This is a genomic window from Natrarchaeobius halalkaliphilus (assembly GCF_003841485.1).
Classification (GTDB): Archaea; Halobacteriota; Halobacteria; order Halobacteriales; family Natrialbaceae; genus Natrarchaeobius; species Natrarchaeobius halalkaliphilus.
Map to the genome: position 1 here is coordinate 277,313 of NZ_REFY01000004.1, position 18,814 is coordinate 296,126.

The 18,814-nt window shown below is 64.1% G+C and carries 18 protein-coding genes; 7 read left to right on the forward strand and 11 right to left on the reverse strand.

The window, feature by feature from the left end; genetic code table 11:
- The first annotated feature begins 205 nt into the window (after positions 1-205).
- Positions 206-970, forward strand: a complete 765-nt coding sequence (locus EA462_RS11470) for a CPBP family intramembrane glutamic endopeptidase (protein ID WP_165872053.1) — start codon at positions 206-208, stop codon at positions 968-970.
- Between the two features lie 609 nt (positions 971-1,579).
- Here the strand turns inward: EA462_RS11470 and EA462_RS11480 are convergent.
- The 5 genes from EA462_RS11480 to EA462_RS11500 form a co-directional block, all read right to left on the reverse strand.
- Positions 1,580-2,347, reverse strand: a complete 768-nt coding sequence (locus EA462_RS11480) for a LamB/YcsF family protein (RefSeq protein ID WP_124178712.1) — start codon at positions 2,345-2,347, stop codon at positions 1,580-1,582.
- 154 nt (positions 2,348-2,501) lie between these two features.
- Positions 2,502-2,750, reverse strand: a complete 249-nt coding sequence (locus EA462_RS11485; RefSeq protein ID WP_124178713.1) for an acetyl-CoA carboxylase — start codon at positions 2,748-2,750, stop codon at positions 2,502-2,504.
- An 88-nt stretch (positions 2,751-2,838) separates the two neighbouring features.
- Positions 2,839-3,810 carry a 5-oxoprolinase subunit C family protein gene (locus EA462_RS11490; RefSeq protein WP_124178714.1) on the reverse strand — a complete coding sequence of 324 codons (972 nt, stop codon included), beginning with the start codon at positions 3,808-3,810 and terminating at the stop codon, positions 2,839-2,841.
- Complete coding sequence (locus tag EA462_RS11495) at positions 3,807-4,709, reverse strand: 5-oxoprolinase subunit B family protein (protein WP_124178715.1); 903 nt, start codon at positions 4,707-4,709, stop codon at positions 3,807-3,809. The genes EA462_RS11490 and EA462_RS11495 overlap by 4 nt, the downstream gene beginning before the upstream one ends.
- Positions 4,710-4,808: 99 nt before the next feature.
- Positions 4,809-6,824: a hypothetical protein gene (locus EA462_RS11500; RefSeq protein WP_243641404.1), complete on the reverse strand. Its 2,016-nt coding sequence runs from the start codon at positions 6,822-6,824 to the stop codon at positions 4,809-4,811.
- A 387-nt stretch (positions 6,825-7,211) separates the two neighbouring features.
- Between EA462_RS11500 and EA462_RS11505 the strand changes: the two genes are divergently transcribed.
- The 4 genes from EA462_RS11505 (at position 7,212) to EA462_RS11520 (ending at position 11,664) form a co-directional block, all read left to right on the forward strand.
- Complete coding sequence (locus EA462_RS11505; protein WP_124178716.1) at positions 7,212-7,823, forward strand: CoxG family protein; 612 nt, start codon at positions 7,212-7,214, stop codon at positions 7,821-7,823.
- Positions 7,824-7,905: 82 nt separating this feature from the next.
- Positions 7,906-8,394, forward strand: a complete 489-nt coding sequence (locus EA462_RS11510) for a (2Fe-2S)-binding protein (RefSeq protein ID WP_124178964.1) — start codon at positions 7,906-7,908, stop codon at positions 8,392-8,394.
- Position 8,395: 1 nt separating this feature from the next.
- Entirely contained in the window at positions 8,396-10,765 is a 2,370-nt protein-coding gene (locus EA462_RS11515) for a xanthine dehydrogenase family protein molybdopterin-binding subunit (RefSeq protein ID WP_124178717.1), read from the forward strand.
- Positions 10,765-11,664 carry an FAD binding domain-containing protein gene (locus tag EA462_RS11520; protein WP_124178718.1) on the forward strand — a complete coding sequence of 300 codons (900 nt, stop codon included), beginning with the start codon at positions 10,765-10,767 and terminating at the stop codon, positions 11,662-11,664. Before EA462_RS11515 ends, EA462_RS11520 begins: the two co-directional genes overlap by 1 nt.
- Positions 11,665-11,748: 84 nt before the next feature.
- Here EA462_RS11520 and EA462_RS11525 read toward each other — a convergent pair whose 3' ends face one another.
- From EA462_RS11525 to EA462_RS11540, 4 genes are all read right to left on the reverse strand, one after another.
- Positions 11,749-12,258, reverse strand: a complete 510-nt coding sequence (locus tag EA462_RS11525) for a desampylase (RefSeq protein ID WP_124178719.1) — start codon at positions 12,256-12,258, stop codon at positions 11,749-11,751.
- Positions 12,255-13,259 (reverse strand): ABC transporter substrate-binding protein, encoded by a 1,005-nt coding sequence (locus tag EA462_RS11530; RefSeq protein ID WP_124178720.1) that lies wholly within the window; start codon positions 13,257-13,259, stop codon positions 12,255-12,257. Before EA462_RS11530 ends, EA462_RS11525 begins: the two co-directional genes overlap by 4 nt.
- Before the next feature lie 55 nt (positions 13,260-13,314).
- Positions 13,315-13,815, reverse strand: a complete 501-nt coding sequence (locus tag EA462_RS11535) for a hypothetical protein (protein WP_124178721.1) — start codon at positions 13,813-13,815, stop codon at positions 13,315-13,317.
- Positions 13,816-14,056: 241 nt separating this feature from the next.
- The gene (locus EA462_RS11540; RefSeq protein ID WP_124178722.1) at positions 14,057-14,242 is read right to left on the reverse strand and encodes an HVO_0416 family zinc finger protein; all 186 of its coding nucleotides are present in this window, start codon (positions 14,240-14,242) and stop codon (positions 14,057-14,059) included.
- Between the two features lie 156 nt (positions 14,243-14,398).
- On the opposite strand from EA462_RS11540, the gene ubaA reads away from it, so the two are divergent.
- Positions 14,399-15,250, forward strand: a complete 852-nt coding sequence (gene ubaA, locus EA462_RS11545; RefSeq protein ID WP_124178723.1) for an SAMP-activating enzyme E1 — start codon at positions 14,399-14,401, stop codon at positions 15,248-15,250.
- Positions 15,251-15,332: 82 nt separating this feature from the next.
- Here the strand turns inward: ubaA and EA462_RS11550 are convergent, their stop codons facing one another.
- Together EA462_RS11550 and EA462_RS11555 are read right to left on the reverse strand one after the other, a co-directional pair.
- Entirely contained in the window at positions 15,333-16,115 is a 783-nt protein-coding gene (locus tag EA462_RS11550; protein ID WP_124178724.1) for an SDR family oxidoreductase, read from the reverse strand.
- 89 nt (positions 16,116-16,204) lie between these two features.
- Complete coding sequence (locus EA462_RS11555) at positions 16,205-16,663, reverse strand: Tfx family DNA-binding protein (protein WP_124178725.1); 459 nt, start codon at positions 16,661-16,663, stop codon at positions 16,205-16,207.
- Positions 16,664-16,838: 175 nt separating this feature from the next.
- On the opposite strand from EA462_RS11555, the gene EA462_RS11560 reads away from it, so the two are divergent.
- Positions 16,839-18,773: a molybdopterin biosynthesis protein gene (locus EA462_RS11560; RefSeq protein ID WP_124178726.1), complete on the forward strand. Its 1,935-nt coding sequence runs from the start codon at positions 16,839-16,841 to the stop codon at positions 18,771-18,773.
- Positions 18,774-18,814 lie beyond the last annotated feature (41 nt).

An 18,814-nucleotide genomic window follows, 5' to 3' on the forward strand; every position in this document is an offset into this window, starting at 1 on the left:
TATGATGCGAACAGTTCGGGCGGTGATACCGTCCGTTACGGCCCTTGTATGGAACGAAGCGCAGGGTCGAGTGCGAGCACCGTGGCGGATTCTTGCGCCGCTACTGCCGATGTTCGGTGTTGGCATCGTCGTGAGCACGCTTCTGTTCGGCCGAGTGTCTGTCCCGGTGCTCATCACGGCGACGCAAATGACGTTGGCGATCGCTATGGTTACTGCGGTTGCAGTGACGACTCGGTATCTCGACCGAGGACGGACCGTTTGGCAGTACGGGTTACGGGCTGACAGACGCTGGGCACATGATCTGCTTGCCGGGTTCGGCCTCGCAGCCGGTGCAGTGGCGATTCCGTACCTGATCGGGGTTGCGATCGGATGGTACGAGATCTCGACGACGTTCGCTGCCGGTCACGTGAGCTTCTGGATGGGACTGTTGTTGGTCGTCATCGCGTACCTAGGGACGGGCGTTTGGGAGGAGGTGTTCTTCCGGGCGGTGTTCATGGTGAATGCTGCGGAGGGACTTCGCCGGTGGCTGTCCCCGAAACATACGCTCGTCGTTGTGCTTGCCGTACAAACTGTAATTTTCGGTGTTATTCATCTCGAACACTGGTCGGTGCAGGCTCCGCATCCGGCGTTCGTCGTGACGTGGATCCTCGCTGGACTCGTGTATGGTGTGTTGTACCTGCTGAGTAATGACCTCGCGCTGCCGATCGCGGCCCATGCAGGTGGGAATGCCGCGGGGGCAAGCCTGATTTCTGCGACCGATCCTGCAGATAGTGGATGGGGTGTACTCGTCCTCGTCGAGCCGACCAGCGAGGCGATCCTACTCGGACACGGCGGCGTGATGATGTTCAGTGCGAACGTGCTCGTGCTGTCGTTTGGAATTGGATGGTTGCGGTACACCCGGAAAGGGCCGCTTGAATTATGGGACCATCCAGCGTTCTTCGTGACCGAGCAGATCGGCGAGTCGGAGTAACGAGTCTGGTCGTTGAACGGGTCGTACAAAGAGTGTGTCTGATCGTCCAGTTTGGGTGACTGATCTGAATCAGCCTGTGCGAACTGCACGCATCATTCGGTGCAGTCCTGTGATCAGAGCCAACGGAAGCCAGATGTCTCGACGATACATTCGTTACCTGTACTTACCGCCAGGTCAGTAGTCCACTAAAGGAGGAAAATCGGACAAGGAGCGTACACTACAGATGCAAATGGAGCAGTGAATCACCAGAAAATCTTATTAATAGCATACTATTTGGTATATATAATGTCTGAATCTGAAACTGAGAAATCGATACTAAAGTGGTTTGTTCTCCCAGCCACACTTACGTTTTTTCTCGTCAATCTCTTCCAAATTAGCCCGATTCTTTCGGTTTGGACTACATCGGTAATCGGTGGAGGAAACATCCTTTGGGTTATACTTATTCCCACGTATTCTCTGCTATTAGCGGTTCTCGTAGGGTTTTGTGGTCTTCATTTCCCCCCTCCGGACCAGTGCGAACGGCCAGTCTAATTTTGGGAGAGATGAATTCAAAAAAACGATACATAGAATCCCAATAGTGTATGCCCACTGACCGAGATCTTCCTCGAGTCAGTCCGCGACGAGTTCCGGCAGGCCGACGAGTTCGATGTCGTGGTCGTCGATCCGTTCGTGGATCGCCTCGAGGAGTTCGACGGCGTTGGGATTGTCGCCGTGGATGCAGATGCTGTCGGCGGGAACTGAGATTTCCTCGCCGTTTGCGGCCTCGACGACGCCGTCGGTGGCGATGGAGACGAACCGGTCGGCGACGAGATCGGGATCGCGATCGGACAGCTCCTGTTCGACGATGAGCGACCGGTCGGCCCGGTAGTCGAGATCGACGTAGCCCTCGAAGACGGCTCGCAGGCCGTCGACTTGCTGGGCGACCTCGTGAATATTCATATCGGTCGCGAGGTAGATGAGATCCTCGTCGACCTCGAGCATGCCCTCCATGACGGCTCGAGCGTGCTCGGCGCTGTCGGACAGCATCGAGTACATCGCACCGTGGGGTTTGACGTGCTGGACGGAGGTCCCGTGGCGGCGGGCGAACGCCGCGAGTGCGCCGAGCTGATAAACGACGTAGTCGCGGACCTCCGCTGGGCTGGCGTCCATCGTCCGTCGACCGAATCCCACCTTGTCGGGAAGGCCGGGGTGAACGCCGATACCGACGCCGTGGTCGGCGGCAAGCTCGACGGTTTCGCGCATGACGTGGGGATCACCGGCGTGATAGCCCCCGGCGATGTTCGCGGACGTCACGTAGGGCATGACGTCGGCGTCGTTCCCCATCGTCCAGTTGCCGAAGCTCTCGCCCATGTCACAGTTGATATCGATTCCAGTCATGGATGTACGTCCACCACAAGTTCGCATATAGCTTGGGTGACCCCGCTCGCCGCGCGTCAGTGGACGTCTGTACTCGTTCTCGAGACGCGTCTCGAGACGACGGAAAACTATTCGGTTTCGCCACCGGTGAGGGTCGGTTCGCTGCCGGGAAAGGCTACGCCGCGTCGATCTCGACGAGTGGCTGATCGGCCTCGATTTCGGCTTCGTCTCCGACGAGGAACTCGCTGACGGTTCCCGCCCGATCGGTTTCGATCTCGTGGAAGTTCTTCATCACTTCGACGAGACCGATCGTCTCGCCAGCGTCGACGCTGTCACCCGGTTCGACGAACGGTGCTTCTTCGGGATCGGGACGTCGGTAGAAGACGCCCGGCATCGGTGAGTTGATCGTGATGGTCTCGGACATGGTCGGTCGTATTATATTGGACCTCGTTCGATTTGTAGTTTCTCTCCTGATTCACATCCTGACTTGGGCAGAATCACTCGGATCACGGTCATCCGTCGATCACGGATCGGATCTCCTTGAGTCGCTCGCTCCGTCGCGTTCGCGCGTCGATCGCCTCCTCGACGTCGACGGACTCGAACGAAACCGTCTTGTGCGTCTGTCGCTGGGCGAGCAGTCCGCGGTCGGCACTGATGACCGTGCCGACGGTGGCGTAACCGCCGCCAGTGACCGCATCCTGCATGAGAACGATCGGCTGCTGGGGAACCTGGATCGAACCGATCGGATAGCCCAGGTCGACGACGTTCGACGGATCCGTGCCCGCCCCGAACGGCTGCTCGCGCTCTTCGAACTCGAGGTCCGGTCCCTCGAGGCGGTAGCCGACGCGGTCGGCTTCGGCGGAGACCGTCCACTCCGCGTCACAGAGCGTCGCTCTCGCCTCGTCGGTGAGACGGTAGCTGGTCAATCCGACGACGATCCGGACGGCGTTTTCGTCGGCGTACTCGGGGATGTACTCGTCGGGAAGTCGCGTGCCGACCAGGTCGACGCTCCCGTTCGGCGGCTCACCGACCGAAAGTTCGTCGCCCGCCTCGAGCCCGCGGCCCTCGTGACCGCCGATCCCGACGAGCGTGTACGTCGACCTGCTCCCCATCACCTCGGGGACGTCGATGCCGCCCGCGACGGCGAGGTACGCGCGAGCGCCGTCGGTCGCGAACTGGACGGAGAGCTCGTCGCCGGCCTCGACGGCCACGGTTTCCCAGCTTCCGATCGGATCACCGTTCAGTTCGGGTGACATGTCGGCACCGGTGATCGCGATAACGGCGTCGTCGTCGAACGTGGCCGTAATCCCCTGGTAGGTCATCTCGATGGTCGCGGCGTCGGCGTCGTTGCCGACGAGGTAGTTAGCAACCGTGTGTGCGTACTCGTCCATCGCACCCGACGGAGGCATGCCGATATGATAGTGTCCGGTTCGGCCGAGATCCTGAACCGTACTCGAGATGCCTCCCTCGTGGACGTCGATCATTCGATCACCGCCGTGAGGTCGTCGGTGTACTCGTGTGGCGACTCGAAGAACTCGTCGGGCGAGAAGCTCACTCGCTGGTAGGTGTACTCGTACTCGCCGGCCTCGACCGACTCGCGGATTTCGTCGTACGTGTCGCGGTCGATTCGCCTGTAGTTCAGGATGTCGCCCGGATTGGGAAACACCATCGAATCACGGAAATCCGGCAGGATCTGGTCGACGTCCAGTACTTCGATCGGCGTCCGACCGTATAGCTGGTAGCCGCCCGCTCCCTGAACCGGGTAGATGACCGAGAACGCACCGCCGAAGCCGACCGCGCGACTCGGCGTGTCGGTTCGGGGTTCGACGTACTTCGGCACCTCGAGTTGTTCGCTCCGTGGCACCATCTGGAAACACCAGGGGAGGCCGGGGACGAACCCGACCATCGTCACCATGTGTGGCGCGCCGACGAACGCGTCGAGAAACGCCTCGACGGAATCGTAGCCGTTGATCTGCGCCGAGTACTCGAGATCCGTCGCATCGGCGTCCTGATGGCGGTCACGAAACTCCATGAGCGTCTCGTGGGTCCATGGATCCTGAAAGAGGACGGGGACGTCGATCAGTCGCGTATCCCACTCGTACTCCGTCAGGTCGAGGTCGGATTCGATCTCCCGGAGCTGTGCGATCAGGTCGTCCGGGTGGATCACCTCGGGATCGATCCGGAGCATGTACGAGGCGTTGGCCGGACAGTTCTCGATGACGCCGTCGATCTCCCGTTCGGCCACCTGCTGGGTGATCGCCATCGCCTTGACGTTAGCAGTGAAGCTCATCGCTTCCGCGAGTTCGACGAATACGTGATCGTCAGCGCCGTATTCGTATCGAGGCTCGGGAAGATCGTCTGGAGTGATCCGTTCGTTCGCCATGCCCTACGCTACCAAATCAGAGTCAGCTATGAATAGATATTGGTTAGTTGAGAAGTAATTCACCGCCGCGAAAACGGTTGCAGGTCTCGAGCGCCCGGACTACGTCCGTCGCGCGAGCAACGTTGCGACGAGCGCACTGAGCGCAACGAGCGCCGCTGCGAGGCCGAAGCCGGGGATACCGTCGTCTCCCGAGAGATCGACGTCGAGGAAGTCAGCCGCGCGTTCGGTGTCCATCTCAGCGAACTCGCGGTCGCCTTCACCGGGTTCGTACACCTCGGTGTCGTCGTCGACGAGACCCAGTTCCGCGAGCGTGGATTCCGACAGCTCGTCGTCGGTCTCGAGGTCTTCGATGTAGACGTAGGTGACGACGTCGCCGTCCTCGTCCTCGCCGGCGATCTGCGTCACGGCGACGTTGTCTCCGAGGATGCCGTCTTCGATCAGCGACTCCGTGTTCTCGAACTTCGCACCGGCTTCGAGTTCGACCGTCTCGCTGTCGAAGTCGACGTCGACTTTCGCGATCTCGAGTTCGGAGTCCTCGAGAGTCGAGGCGAAACTACCCAGTTCGTCGGATTCGTCCTGTATCACCGTCGTCATGGACGTCAGCACTTCTTCTGCGAGGTCGTCCATCCCGATCTCGACGGTGCCGTCGACGTACACCTCTTCGCCCTCCGTGTAGGCGGTGAACTCGAAGACGACCTCTTCGTCGGCGGCATCGATGCCGCGGTCTGCGAGTTCGTCCGTGTACGCGTCGTAGTTCTCGGTGTCTCCCGTCGCCTGGGCCTCGAGTTCGATCTGGTTGTCGTCGGTGAACTCGGCGGTTGCGTCCCACTCGAACGTCGTTCGGAGGTCAGCCGCCTGCTGGGCCTCGAACATGTCGTCGAACTCCTCGAACTCGTCTTCGAACAGGTCCTCGTCGTCCATCGAGGCCTCACCGAGCTCACCGATCGCCTCGATAGCTGCCGCGTACTCGTTGATCTGGACGTTCCAGGTCGCCTCGAACTCCTCGTCGCTCGAGATCATCTCGAACTCGACGGTCTCGATCTCGAGTTCGGTCACCTGGGCCGCGATGCGCTCTGCATCGTCCACGGAGAGATCAGTCTGTGGATCGTCGACGAGCTCCTCGGTGAGTGCGTCCTGGAGACCCTCTTCGATTCCCTCGTAGGTGACCGTGTAATCGAGTTCCTTCCAGTAGGTGTTCTCGTCGTGCTCGTCGAAGTCGTGGTGGTCGATCTCGACCGTCACCTCACCGCCGAGTTCCTCCGCCATCTCGGCGTACTGCTCTTCGAGGGTCGCTTTCGCCTTCGCTTCGGTTTCCCACTCCTCGACCGGGTCGGAAAACATCGAATCGAACTCGGTTTGGCGTTCGCTGACGGCGATTTCGTAGCCGTCTGCGGTCTCGGACAGTTCGAACGAGAACGTTTCATCGGGCGAGTCGCCCATCGCTGACGTTCCCAGGTCGACGTGGACGTCACCGCTCGTCCGGAAGGTGTCCGCGGCGACCTCGACGTCGCCCGACGTACTGGCGGATTCGAACAGACTCTGTTGTTGGGTCTGGGCTCCGGCAGTCGACAGCTGCTGAGTGTCCGCGTCGTCCGAATCGCCGCTAAAGAGCGCGTAGATGTCGGCGTCGAACTCGCTCGTCTCTTCGGTCTGTTCGCCGGAGATCTCGACGTCGAGTTCGTCGAGTTCGGGCGGTTGCTCCATCGTCAAGTGACCATCGGCGGAGAAGAGATCCTCCTCGAGAGACGCGCTCATCTCCCCTTCGATGTCCTCGTCGCCGTCGTTCTCGCCGGCGATGAGGACGTGTGCGAGTCCCTCGCTGACGTCGGCACCGAGTTGGAACTCGTCGATGTCGTCGTCGCCGTCGTCGGTGTAGACGAGGACGCCGCTGCCGTCGTCCTCGACGTACAGTTCGTCCGCGCTCCCGAGCGTGTCTCCGGCGTCGTCGAAATCGCCAACGGCGTCGACGTCGTACTCGGGTTGATCCGGTTCGGCCGCCGATACACCGTGCATTCCACCCATCGCAACCATCGACAGTCCCACGATCACCGCGAGCGTGACTGCGATCGATGGCCTACCACGGACCGATGGAATCGATATCCTATTGGAGGGCATACACGTTCCAGTTAACAGCGACTACATATAAATATTCAAATTCGTCTCGATGGTCAGAATGTTCGTCTCGAGTTCCACCCGAGGGAGGAACAGTCAACGGCGCGTAGTACGCCCCGCGGAACGCGTCGTCGAGCTAACCAGCGCATCGCCGTCGACGGTCGGGTCCCGGACGCGGTCATCCGTCCGGCGTGCGACAGTCCGGATTTCCGCGGCGATTATCGCCCGTTCGATACGAAATTCGTGGAGAGGGTTTTGAAAGTGGGTCAAACAACCCTCTATGGGGTAAATTCACTAGTATAGGAATGATAAGTTTTGAGAGTATTTCGAGGTATCTTTTTGACCGCTCGTCGCAACTGGTTGTGTTGTGGTGACAATTCCCAGTAAGCCATGAGATTCGATGGCACGTTCGAGCTCGGGGACGTATCGACGGAGGCAGTCTGGCTCGTGCTGTCGGACCCGGTGATGATCGAGCAGGCGCTGCCCGGCTGTGAGTTTCTGCTCGAGGTCGACGACGACGCGAACTTCGACGAGCTTCGGGAACGGGCCGAGGCGACCGAGGAAAAGCCGCCGACGCTGCCGGAGGCGACACCCGAAGCGGTCGGTGAACGGGCCTTCGAGGAAGGCGAGACGTACGCCGCGTTGATGGAGCTGGGCGTCGGGGGCGTCAAGCCGAGTTTCGAGACGACCGTGACGATCGCAGAGCGAGAGTTCCCGCGGATGGCGACGACCGGCAACGGCTCCGCCGCGAACAGTTCGTTCGAGATGTCCGCCTGGATGGAACTCGAGGAGATAGACGACGGCGTCGCCGTCGAGTGGGAAGCCGAAGCCGACGTGTTCGGGAAGATCGCCCAGCTTGGCGGCCGGGTGATAAACCCCGTCGCGAACCGCATCGTCAACCAGTTCTTCGAGGACGTCGCCTCCCGACTGGACGAGGTCGAAGAGCCCGACGACGAGACCGAACGAACCCGGCTCAGAGACCGGATTCAGGACGCGCTATGAGTGACGGTCAGGCGGTTGCGAGCGACGTACCCGCGCTCAGCGGAGACCGATCAGTAACCAGCGGAGACCGATCAGTATGACGATCACGACACACGAAATTACGCTCACGGTTAACGGAACGAAACGAGAACTGAGCGTCGAGCCGCGCACGCTGTTGATACACGCCCTCCGGGACCACCTGGGATATACGGGTCCGAAAGTCGGCTGTGAGAGTAGCCTCTGTGGGGCCTGTACGGTCCACGTCGACGGGAAGGCGGTCAAGTCCTGTACGCTGTTGGCCGTTCAGGCCGACGGTGCAGACGTGACCACCGTCGAGGGCCTCGGCGCGGCGGACGAACTCCACCCGCTCCAGGCGGCCTTTCAGGACGAACACGGGCTCCAGTGTGGCTACTGTACGCCCGGCGTGTTGCTGAGCGCGCTGGCGCTACTCGAGAGCGAACCCGACCCCTCGCGGACGGAGATCAGGGCGGCGCTCGAGGGGAACCTCTGTCGCTGTACCGGCTATCAGAACATCGTCGACGCGGTCGAAACCGCCGCCGACAGAATGCCCGCGGCCGAGGGGGACGACTGAGATGGCATCCGAATCTGACGCGGACGAGCGGGTCTTCGGCTCGTCGGTCGAACGACGCGAGGACGTCGGTCTGCTGACCGGCGAGGCGACGTTCACTGACGACGAACTCCAGGACGCCGCCCACGTCGCGATCCTGCGCAGCCAGTACGCCCACGCGACGATCGAGGGAGTCGAGACGAGCGCGGCCGAGGAGCGCGACGGCGTCCTCGCGGTCTACACCGGCCGGGACGTCGAGGACAGCGGGATTCCGAACGATATTCCGACGGCGTGGATGCTGCCCGGTCTGGTCACTCCGCAGTACCGTATCATGGCGACCGACAGGGTCCGTCACACTGGCGACGCCCTCGCCGCGGTCGTCGCCGAGGACCGGTATACGGCCTACGACGCTCTCGAGGAGATCGACGTGAGCTACGACCGTCTCGAGGCGGTCACGAGACCCGACGAGGCGGTCGACGCCGACGTGACGGTCCACGAAGAAGCCCCGGACAACGTCGCCTTCGACTTCGAACTCGGTGACGCGGACGCCGTCGACGACGCCTTCGAGGCGGCCGACCACGTCACGAGCGTCGACCTCGAGCAACCTCGCATCATCCCGAACGCCGTCGAACCGCGCGCCGCGGCCGCCGCCTACGACACCTCGAGCGACGACCTGACGATCTGGATGACGTCGCAGAATCCGCACCTCCACCGGGTGTTGCTATCGACGGCGACGCTCGGCCACCCCGAGCACAAACTCCGGATCGTCGCCCCCGAGGTCGGCGGCGGGTTCGGGAGCAAGATCTACCACTACCCCGACGAGGCGATCACGGCGTGGTGTGCGAAGCAACTCGGCGGCGCGGTCGAATGGCAGGCGACTCGAACGGAGGGGTACGTCACCGACTGCCACGGTCGCGATCACGTCACCGAGGCCGAACTCGCGCTCGATTCCGACGGAACCATCCGCGGGTTGCGCGTCGAAACGCACGCGGGCCTCGGCGCGCACCTCTCGCAGTTCGCCACGGCGACGCCGTCGTACCTCTACGCGACCATCCTCTCGAGCGAGTACGCCATCCCGGCAATCCACTGTCGCGTGATCGGTGCGTTCACGAACACGACGCCGGTCGACGCCTATCGTGGCGCAGGCCGGGCCGAGGGAATTTACGTCACCGAGCGGATCGTCGACGTCGCGGCGAGAGAACTCGACCTCGATCCGGTCGACGTCCGTCGAACGAACCTGATCCCGCCCGAGGAGTTCCCCTACGAGACCGCGGTTGCCCTCGTCTACGACAGCGGCGAGTACGAGGAGGCGATGGACCGCGCTCTCGAGTTGATCGACTACGAGGACGTCCGCGAGCGACAGGCGAAACTCCGCGAGGAGGGACGGTATCTCGGCGTCGGCGTTGCCAATTTCGTCGAGTCGGCGGGACTGTCGCCGTCGAAAGCCGCCGGCGAACTCGGCGCGACGGCCGGCGGCTGGGAGGCCGGCGTCGTCCGGTTTCATCCGTCGGGAACGGTCTCGGTCGCCTGTGGAACGGCCGATCAGGGCCAGGGTCACCGCACGACGCTCGCACAGGTCGCCGCCGCCGAACTCGGCGTTCCGGTCGAGGACGTCGAAGTCGTCGAAGGCGACACCGACGAAGTCCCACAGGGAATGGGGACCTACGGCAGCCGAAGCGCCCCCGTCGGCGGCGGTGCCGTCGCCCAGAGCGGACGCAAAGTCGTCGAGAAGGGCCGCTCGATCGCCGCCCACAAACTCGAGGCCAGCGAGGAGGATGTCGAGTTCGACGACGGAACGTTCCACGTCGCGGGCGCGCCGGATCGCTCGATTTCGATCCAGGAGCTCGCCTACGCGGCTTACCTGGGCCACGACATCCCCGACGAGATGGAGCCCGGGCTCGAGGCGACGTCGTACTACGATCCGGAGAACTTCACCTTCCCGTTCGGGACCCACGCCGCTGTCGTCGAGGTGGATCCGGACACCGGCGAGGTCGAGTTCCACCGCTACGTCGCGGTCGACGATTGTGGCGAGCAGATCAATCCGATGATCGTCGAGGGACAGGTCCACGGCGGGATCGCACAGGGTATCGGCGCGGCGCTCTTCGAGGCCGCGAACTACGACGACAACGGAACGCTCGTCTCCGGGTCGATGAACGAGTACGCGCTTCCGCGAGCCGAGCGCCTGCCGGAGTACGAGACGGACAGCACCGTCACGCCGAGTCCCCACAACCCCATCGGCGTCAAAGGCGTCGGGGAGTCCGCGACGATCGGCGCGACGCCGGCCGTCGTCAACGCCGTCGTCGACGCCCTCGAGCCGTTCGGCGTCGACCACCTCGACATGCCGCTGACGAACGAGACGGTCTGGGCGGCCATCGATTCCGGAGGTGAGCCCTGATGTACCCCGCGCCGTTCGAGTACGTGAGCGTCGAAAGTACGGCGGAAGCGGTCGACTCCCTCTCGGAGTACGGCGATCGGGAGGTGACGCTGCTCGCCGGCGGCCACAGCCTGCTGCCGACGATGAAATCCGGTCTTTCGACCCCGGAAGTGATCGTCGACCTGGCCAGCGTCGAATCGTTGTACGGAATCGATCACGACGACGGCGTTACGCGCATCAACGCGATGACCGAGTACGCGGCGATCGAACGAGACGAGACGCTGTGGAACGAGAACCCGGTCGTTCCGGAGGCCGCCGCCGAGATCGCGGACGTCCAGGTGCGAAACATGGGTACCATCGGTGGGAACATCGCCCACTCCGATCCGGCGGCCGATCTCCCCGCCGCGGTACTCGCCGCAGACGCCACGATCCACGCGCTCGGACCCGACGGCCGGCGGGAGATTCCAGCCGCCAACTTCTTCGAGGCGATGTTCACGACCGCGCTCGCGGACGGCGAACTCCTCACCGCGATCGACGTCCCCCACCTCGGGGAGAACGACGCCGCTGCGTACGTAAAGAAAGCCAGCGCCTCGTCGGGCTACGCGCTCGTCGGCGTCGCAGCGGTCCTCGAGACCGACGGCGAGGAGATCACTGATGCGCGCGTCGCCGCCAACGGCGCGTTCGATCACGCGATGGCCCTCGAACCGGTCGAAACGGAACTCGTCGGCGGCTCCCTGGACGACGACGGGGTAGCCGAACGAGCCGCCGCGTTCGTCACCGACGACGTCGAATCGTACGTTCTCATGGACGACGAACAGGCCTCGGGCGAGTTCCGAGAACACCTCCTCGAGGTCTATACGGAACGCGCACTCGAGACGACGATCGCTCGCGTCGATGGCGGCTCGTCCGCGAACGAGTAACGCCATCTCGGTCGTCGTCCATCCCGCAGACGAGTGATCCGAATCGATCGGTTACTCGCGGTGTGACCGCGTCGTCCCGGTCATTCACTCGAACACCAGACGCTCGCGCTCGAACGCGCCGCAGTCGTCGACCGCCGCACCGTCGTCGGTCGCGCCGCTACCGTCGCGTTTGGTCCCCGAGCACCAGCGCCACGAGCCGAGTTCGAACGGCTCGAGCGAGACGATCAGGTACGATCGATCGGGCCAGGTCGCCATCGCGGCGTCCGTCGCGCTCGGGTGCGGCGGTCCGGTCGGATGCGAGTGATAGAAGCCGACGATTTCCTCGCCCCGCCCCTCGAGTCGATCGAAGATCGAGAGCTGCTGTTGGGGATCGATCCGATAGCGAGTCCGCGGCGTCTCGGCAGCGTTGTCGGCGGGATACTGCGATCGAACGCGAGCGCGGTCGGCGTCGAACTCCCCGCCGAGAACGCCACAGATCTCCGCCGGCCGACCGTCTCGAGCGCGACCGACGATCGCATCGCGGATCGAGGCGGGAACGACGAGCGTCGGCGCGGGGGGACCGGCCGGCCGCTCGGAGTCGGCATCGGACGTCACGGTTCGGTCTCGGTCGTCGAACGCCGTTCCGAGCCCGTCTCCGGCTCGAGCCGTCCCTCCGAGGCGAGTCGATCGGAGAGCCGGTCGAAGGGAGCGGCGACTCCCTCGAGTGCATCGGCCGGCCGGGCCGCGTCGAACAGCGTCGGCTGGACGATCCGAGCGATCGCCTCGAGCGTGTCGACCAGCCGCGGTCCGGGGCGGTTGAGGAGATGGTGGCCGTCCATCGCCCAGACGCGGTCTTCGCGAACGGCGGTCAGCTCCGCCCAGCCGTCGCGGCCGGTGAGATCGCTCCGGTTTTCGGCGATCTGTGCGAGCGAGAACCCACAGGGGGCGACGATCACGAGTTCGGGATCGTACGCGCGGATCTCATCCCACTCGCGCGGCCTCGAGCGGTCGCCGGCTGAGGCGAGTCCGTAATTCCCGCCGGCCCACTCGACGAGTTCGGCCGTCCAGTGGCCCGCGATCATGGCGGGATCGGTCCAGTCGAAAACCGCCACTCGTGGCCGATCGTCGGCCGTGAGATCCGCCGTTCGCTCTCTGATCCGGTCGATCCGTCCGTCGAGTCGTTCGCGAACTTCGTTCGCCCGCTCGATTCGATCCGTCGCCCGACCGAGTCGCTCGAGGTCGGAGAGCACGTCACTGACGGTGTGCGGGTCGGTAGTCAGAACGTCAGGGTCGGCGTCGATACGCTCGACGGCGTCGGCAACGATCACCTCGTCGACCGCACAGACGTCACAGATCCCCTGGGTGACGATCAACTCGGGCTCGAGGTCAGCGAGCGTTTCCACGTCGACGTCGTAGACGCCATCGTCTTCTACGGCTTCGAGCACCTGCCGGTCGATCTCGCCGCTTTCGGCGTCGGCGTCGATCCGTGAGCGAGTGACCGAAGGAAGCGACTCGACTGCAGGGGGATAGTCGCACTCGTGGGAGACGCCGACCGGCTCGAGACCGAGCGCGACGGCCATCTCGGTCGCCGACGGGAGCGTCGTGACGGTTCGCATTGGCGACCGTAGGTGGCCAGCGAACAAAAACGGCGGGCTCGAGTTCGGGACGACGTCAGCGTTCGTCCACGGAACCCGATTCGTCCGAATCGCGGTCGTCGTGCTCTTCGGAAGCCCGGCCGTCCACGTCGAAGGCGTCCGTCTCGAGTCGGTCGCCGTCGACGCCGACGCGACCGTCTTCGATTTCGATCACCACGCCTTCGTGACCCGCCGATCCGCCGAGCACGCGATCCGTCGCGGACTCGAGTTCCCTGTTGACCGACCAGACGAATCGAAGGACCGACTCGAGCTCGGTGCTGGCCCGCCGATCAGTTCGGTCGGACGAGAGTTCGGCCATACTCACGGCACCCTCGGGGTGGAGGTACTGGATCGGGTGATCGTTTGGCACCTCCTGCAGGTCGACATCGAACGACCAGAGATACGGCACGAGCTGGACGGCGTATCCCTGGGGTTTCGGTGCTCGACGACCGGCCGCGGTCGTGACGGCTGCGAGTGCCGTCGTTCCCGTATCGGTGTCGTAGTAAACGCCAGGAACGCCCGGGATCGAAACGCGCATACTCGAGCCGTCGAACCCGTCGGAGATGAGTCTAGTGCCGGCAGTTCCAGACCCCTTTTATCGGTCTCGCGTGGGGCCCGTTCGGTCCGACGAACAGCCGGGTTCGAACAATCGTCACGATAGCACCTGGCTGGAAAGGGGCTGACGGTCCGGTAGGACCGACCGTCGCAATCGGTCCAGTCGGCACTCACAACTCGAAAATCGGGGGTGATGGTCGAAAATCTATCGGGCCGCTCGGCGCTCAGACCGTCGGCGTCCACCCGCAGACGGTACAGTCCGTGGCGGATGACTCGTGGAGGCCGCCACACTCAGGACACTGTTTCTTGTTATACTCCTGTTCCCACCCTACGTGTTCGACAGTGTGACCGCGATCAGTGAGGAACTGGTCGAAAACGTCGTCGCCGGCACCATTGGGTGAGGTTGCCATAGGTATGCCAATGCACACCACGGACTTAAATCGTTGGGTTCGCTGAAAGCCTGCCGCAATCCGCGTTTGCGACTCGGACGCTCTTGGTCGTCGTCGGTCAAACGGTGCCGACAGCCGACCCGCGGACTTTTCTCTCTGACGGTCCAACGCGAACGCATGAGCGACTTACGCCTCGATGCGACGCAACTCGATCGCTACTCGAGACACGTCATCATGGACGAGATCGGTCCGGAGGGACAGAAGCGACTGCTCGAGGGATCCGTCCTGGTCGTCGGCGCGGGTGGGCTCGGTTCGCCGGCGATCCAGTACCTCGCGGCGGCCGGTATCGGACGTCTCGGACTCGTCGACGACGACGTCGTCGAACGGTCGAACCTCCAGCGCCAGATCGTCCACAGCGACGACGACGTCGGTCGGCCGAAAGTCGAGAGCGCGGCCGACTACGTCGCGGCGTTGAATCCCGACGTCGACGTCGACACCGACGAGACCAGACTCACCCCGGACACCGTCGCTGATCTGGTCGCCGGCTACGACGTCGTTCTCGACGCCAGCGACAACTTCGCCACCCGCTACCTGCTCAACGATCACTGCGTTCTCACGGGAACGGCGCTCTCTCACGGCGCGATCTATCGGTTCGAGGGACAGGTGACCACCTTTACCAACGATCGAGACGATCACGCTGACGAGGAGGGGAGCGATCGCCCCTGTTACCGGTGTCTGTTCCCCGAGGCACCCGAGCCCGGCACCGTCCCCGACTGTGCCACGACCGGCGTCCTCGGCGTTCTCCCCGGTACCGTCGGCTGCATTCAGGCCACCGAGGTCGTCAAGTATCTCCTCGAGAGCGGCGAGTTACTCGAGGGGCGGCTCCTGATGTACGACGCGATGGATATGAGCTTCGAGACCGTAGACATTCTGGCCAATCCGGCGTGTCCGGTGTGTGGCGACGATCCCGCGATCGAGTCGGTTCGGGACGGGAGCTACGAGGGAAGCTGTTCGCTGAGCGCCGACTGAGACGGCCCACCGTCGCCGTGTGCCGCTGCAACCGAGACGATCAACAGGAGACGGCAGACAGCAGTTCGTATGAGGGGGCTCGCTAGTTCCGCATCAATCCGCCGTCGATCGCCAGTTCGGCTCCGTTGACGTAACTCGAGTGCGGACTCGAGAGGAAGGCGACGACCTCCCCGAGTTCGCGAGGCTCACCGATCCGCTCCATCGGTATTTCGCTCGCGAGATCCTCGAGTCCGTCACGGTAGTCGTCGTAGACGCCGGACTCGATGCGCGCCTCGACGAGCTCTTCGATGCGAGGCGTCTCGATCGTACCGGGAAGCACCGCGTTCGCTCTGATCTCGGGGGCGAACTCCCTCGAGATCGTCTGTATCAGACCGGTTACACCCCGCCGAACGGCATTGGATAGCAAGAGACCGTCGGCTGCCTCACGGACCGTCCGTGAGGTGATACAGGTGATCGTTCCGGACGGCGACTCGAGGAGGTGCGGACGGGACTCCTCGATCGCCCAGACGACGCTCATCACCAGCGTGTCGTACGCCCGATACCAGTCCCGGTCGTCGGTCTCGATAAACGTCGCACTCGGCGGACCGCCCGCGGAGGTGACGAGGTGGTCCAGTCCGCCGAACGCGTCGACGGTCTCGGTGACGAGCCGCGATACGTCGTCGGGGTCCGTGACGTCCGCCCGAACGGCGAGCACCTCGCCCGCCGCTCCGTCGAGTTCCGCCCGGGCGGACTCGAGGCGGTCCGCGCTTCGACCACAGATCGTGACGTTCGCACCCTCTTCAGCGAGTGCGCGCGCACTCGCGAGTCCGAGCCCGCTCGAGGAAGCCGTAACCAGTGCGGCGTTGCCGGTAAGCTCGAGGTCCATACGGACACGAGAGTGCCGAGTACCATAGTAGCCACTGGACCGACACTGGGGGCATCGCGTCGGCCGTCATCCCGCCGATCGACGGTCCGTCACTCCTGGTGGCGAACCCGGACCATTCCGTCGGAGGTGACGCCGACGATCAGCGGCGTCGTGACCTGTCGGCCGGAGACGGCCGATCCCGCCGCGTCGCTGACGACTTTCATTAGGTTCGGTGCGGTGTAATCGACCTTGACACCGGCTTCGTCGCAGGCCTCGTAAACGAGCTGTGGAACGTCGTAGAGGTCCGTTCCGCTCGAGACGCGGACGCGAACCGGTGCCCGAAGCGCCTCTGCGAACGCGACCGTCTCGCGGGCCTTCTCCAGGTTCTCGCGAGCGCTCGCTTCCACCGACGAGACGTTCGCCCGGGAGGTTCCGAGCGCGTCAGCGATGTCGGCCTGTGAGATGCCGCGTTCGCGGAGAGCAAGCACCTGCGCCTGACGGTGCGTCAGAACGCTCGTCTCCGGCTCGAAACCGATCTCCTCGAGTAACTCCTCGGTGTCGTCGATCATACCGTTCGCCTCCGGCGGCGGTCGAACGGGTCCGGAGAGAGTCGCGCGTGCATACCAGGCAATAACCGGTGGAGGGATCAAAGCTTCCCCGGTCCGTCCGCGGGGAGAGTCGTGATTTCATCGGCCGTCGGACTCGATCGACCGACGTTTTTAGGCTTCCCCCCGAAGGGACGGTATGGACCGCAAAGAGTTTCGCGACCTCGCTGATCCGGCGGAGGCACACGAGACCATCGCGTCGCTATCGCTCGAGGCCGGGATCGATCGCGTCTCGCTCGAGGACGCTCGCGGGCGAGTGCTCGTCTCGCGTCTCGACGCCGAACTCGACGTTCCCGGCTTCGACCGGGCTTCACTCGACGGCTACGCGCTTCGAGCGCGGGACACGTTCGGGGCCGACGAAGCCGATCCCGCCCGACTCTCCGTCGCCGGAACCGTCCACGCCGGACAGGAGCCGGACGTCTCGCTCGGGGAGGGACAGGCCGCAGAGATCTCGACGGGTGCGGTGATGCCCGACGGCGCCGACGCGATGGTGCCGATCGAGCGCATCGACGCTGCGAACGGAGCGGCGGGCGACGCCGCGCCGGGAACGATTCTGGTTCGAACGAGCGTCGCGCCCGGTGACAACGTCATGTTCGCGGGCGCTGACGTCGCCGCCGGCGAGCGCGCACTCGGTCCCGGCGCGCGGATCACGCCCCGCGATATCGGTCTGCTTTCGGCGCTCGGAATCGACGAAATTCCGGTCCGGGGTCGGCCGCGAGTCGGTATCGTCTCGACAGGCGACGAGCTCGTCCGACCGGGCGAGGACGTCGACAGCGCCCGCGGGGAGATCTACGACGTCAACAGCTACACGATCGCGGCTGGCGTCGAGGACGCGGGCGGCGAGGCGGCACTCTACCCGCACGCCGGTGACGACCGCGAGGAGATGGAACGCGTTCTCCGGACGGCCGCGGACGAGTGCGATCTTGTCCTCTCGTCCGGCTCGACCAGCGCGAGCGCGGTCGACGTGATCTACCGCGTGATCGAGGACGGGGGCGAGCTACTACTCCACGGCGTGAGCGTCAAACCCGGAAAACCCATGCTCGTCGGACGGCTCTCGGAATCGGCGTACGTCGGTCTCCCCGGCTACCCCGTCTCGGCCATGATGGTCTTTCGGAGCTTCGTCGCCCCGGCGATCCGCTCCGCCGCCGGATTGCCAGAGCCCGCGGCGGCCAGGGTCACCGGCCGGATGGCGCGCGAGGAACGCTACGGAGAGGGGCGACTTCGACTCATGCCGGTCGGACTTATTCAGAGTGGATCCGATTCAGCGACCTCGAGCGACGATCAGCCGGAGGGTGACACGCTCGTCTATCCCGTAGACAAGGGAAGCGGCGCGACGACGAGCCTCGCACAGGCCGACGGCGTCGTCGAAGTCGATCCGGAAACCGACTACCTCGAGGCGGGCGAATCCGTCACGGTACAGCTGTTCTCGCCGGACGTGCACCCGCCGGCGCTACTCGGCGTCGGCGAGGACGATCCGACCATGAACCGGCTGCTCGATCGCCTCGAGAACGCGCGGTATCTCTCGGTCGGTTCGCGGCCCGCGCTTCGACGACTCCGCGACGGCGTGCCCGACGTGGCGGTCATCGCCGGGCCGATCGAACGGGCGATCGACGCCGCGGAACTCGGCGGCTGGGGCCGGGAGTGGGGGCTGATCGTCAAACCGGGAAACCCGGACGAGATCGAGGGACTGTCCGACCTGATCGAACGCGATATCCGTTTCGTCAACCGGACCAACGACTCGGGCACCCGCACGAGTCTGGATCGCCTGCTGGCGGAGCGGTCGCACGACGAGGGGGTTGCGCGCAACGATCTCGAGGACGCGATCGACGGATACGGCGTCGGGCTCCGAGCCCACGAAAGTCCCGCCCGAACGGTCATCGCCAGCGACGCCGACGCCGGACTGGGGCTCGCAGAAACGGCCGACCGGCTCGACCTCGCGTTCGTTCCGCTTGGAACACACCGGGTGCGACTCCTCGCGAACCCGGATCGTCTCGAAAAGCCCGAGATGCGCGAACTCGAGGAGATGCTCGCCGCCGAAGCGTTCCCCCCTGGGACGGAATTTCAACGAGAGTGACCGTCAGGATTGCCTGAACAGCGGTTTTTACGTTCCGGTGG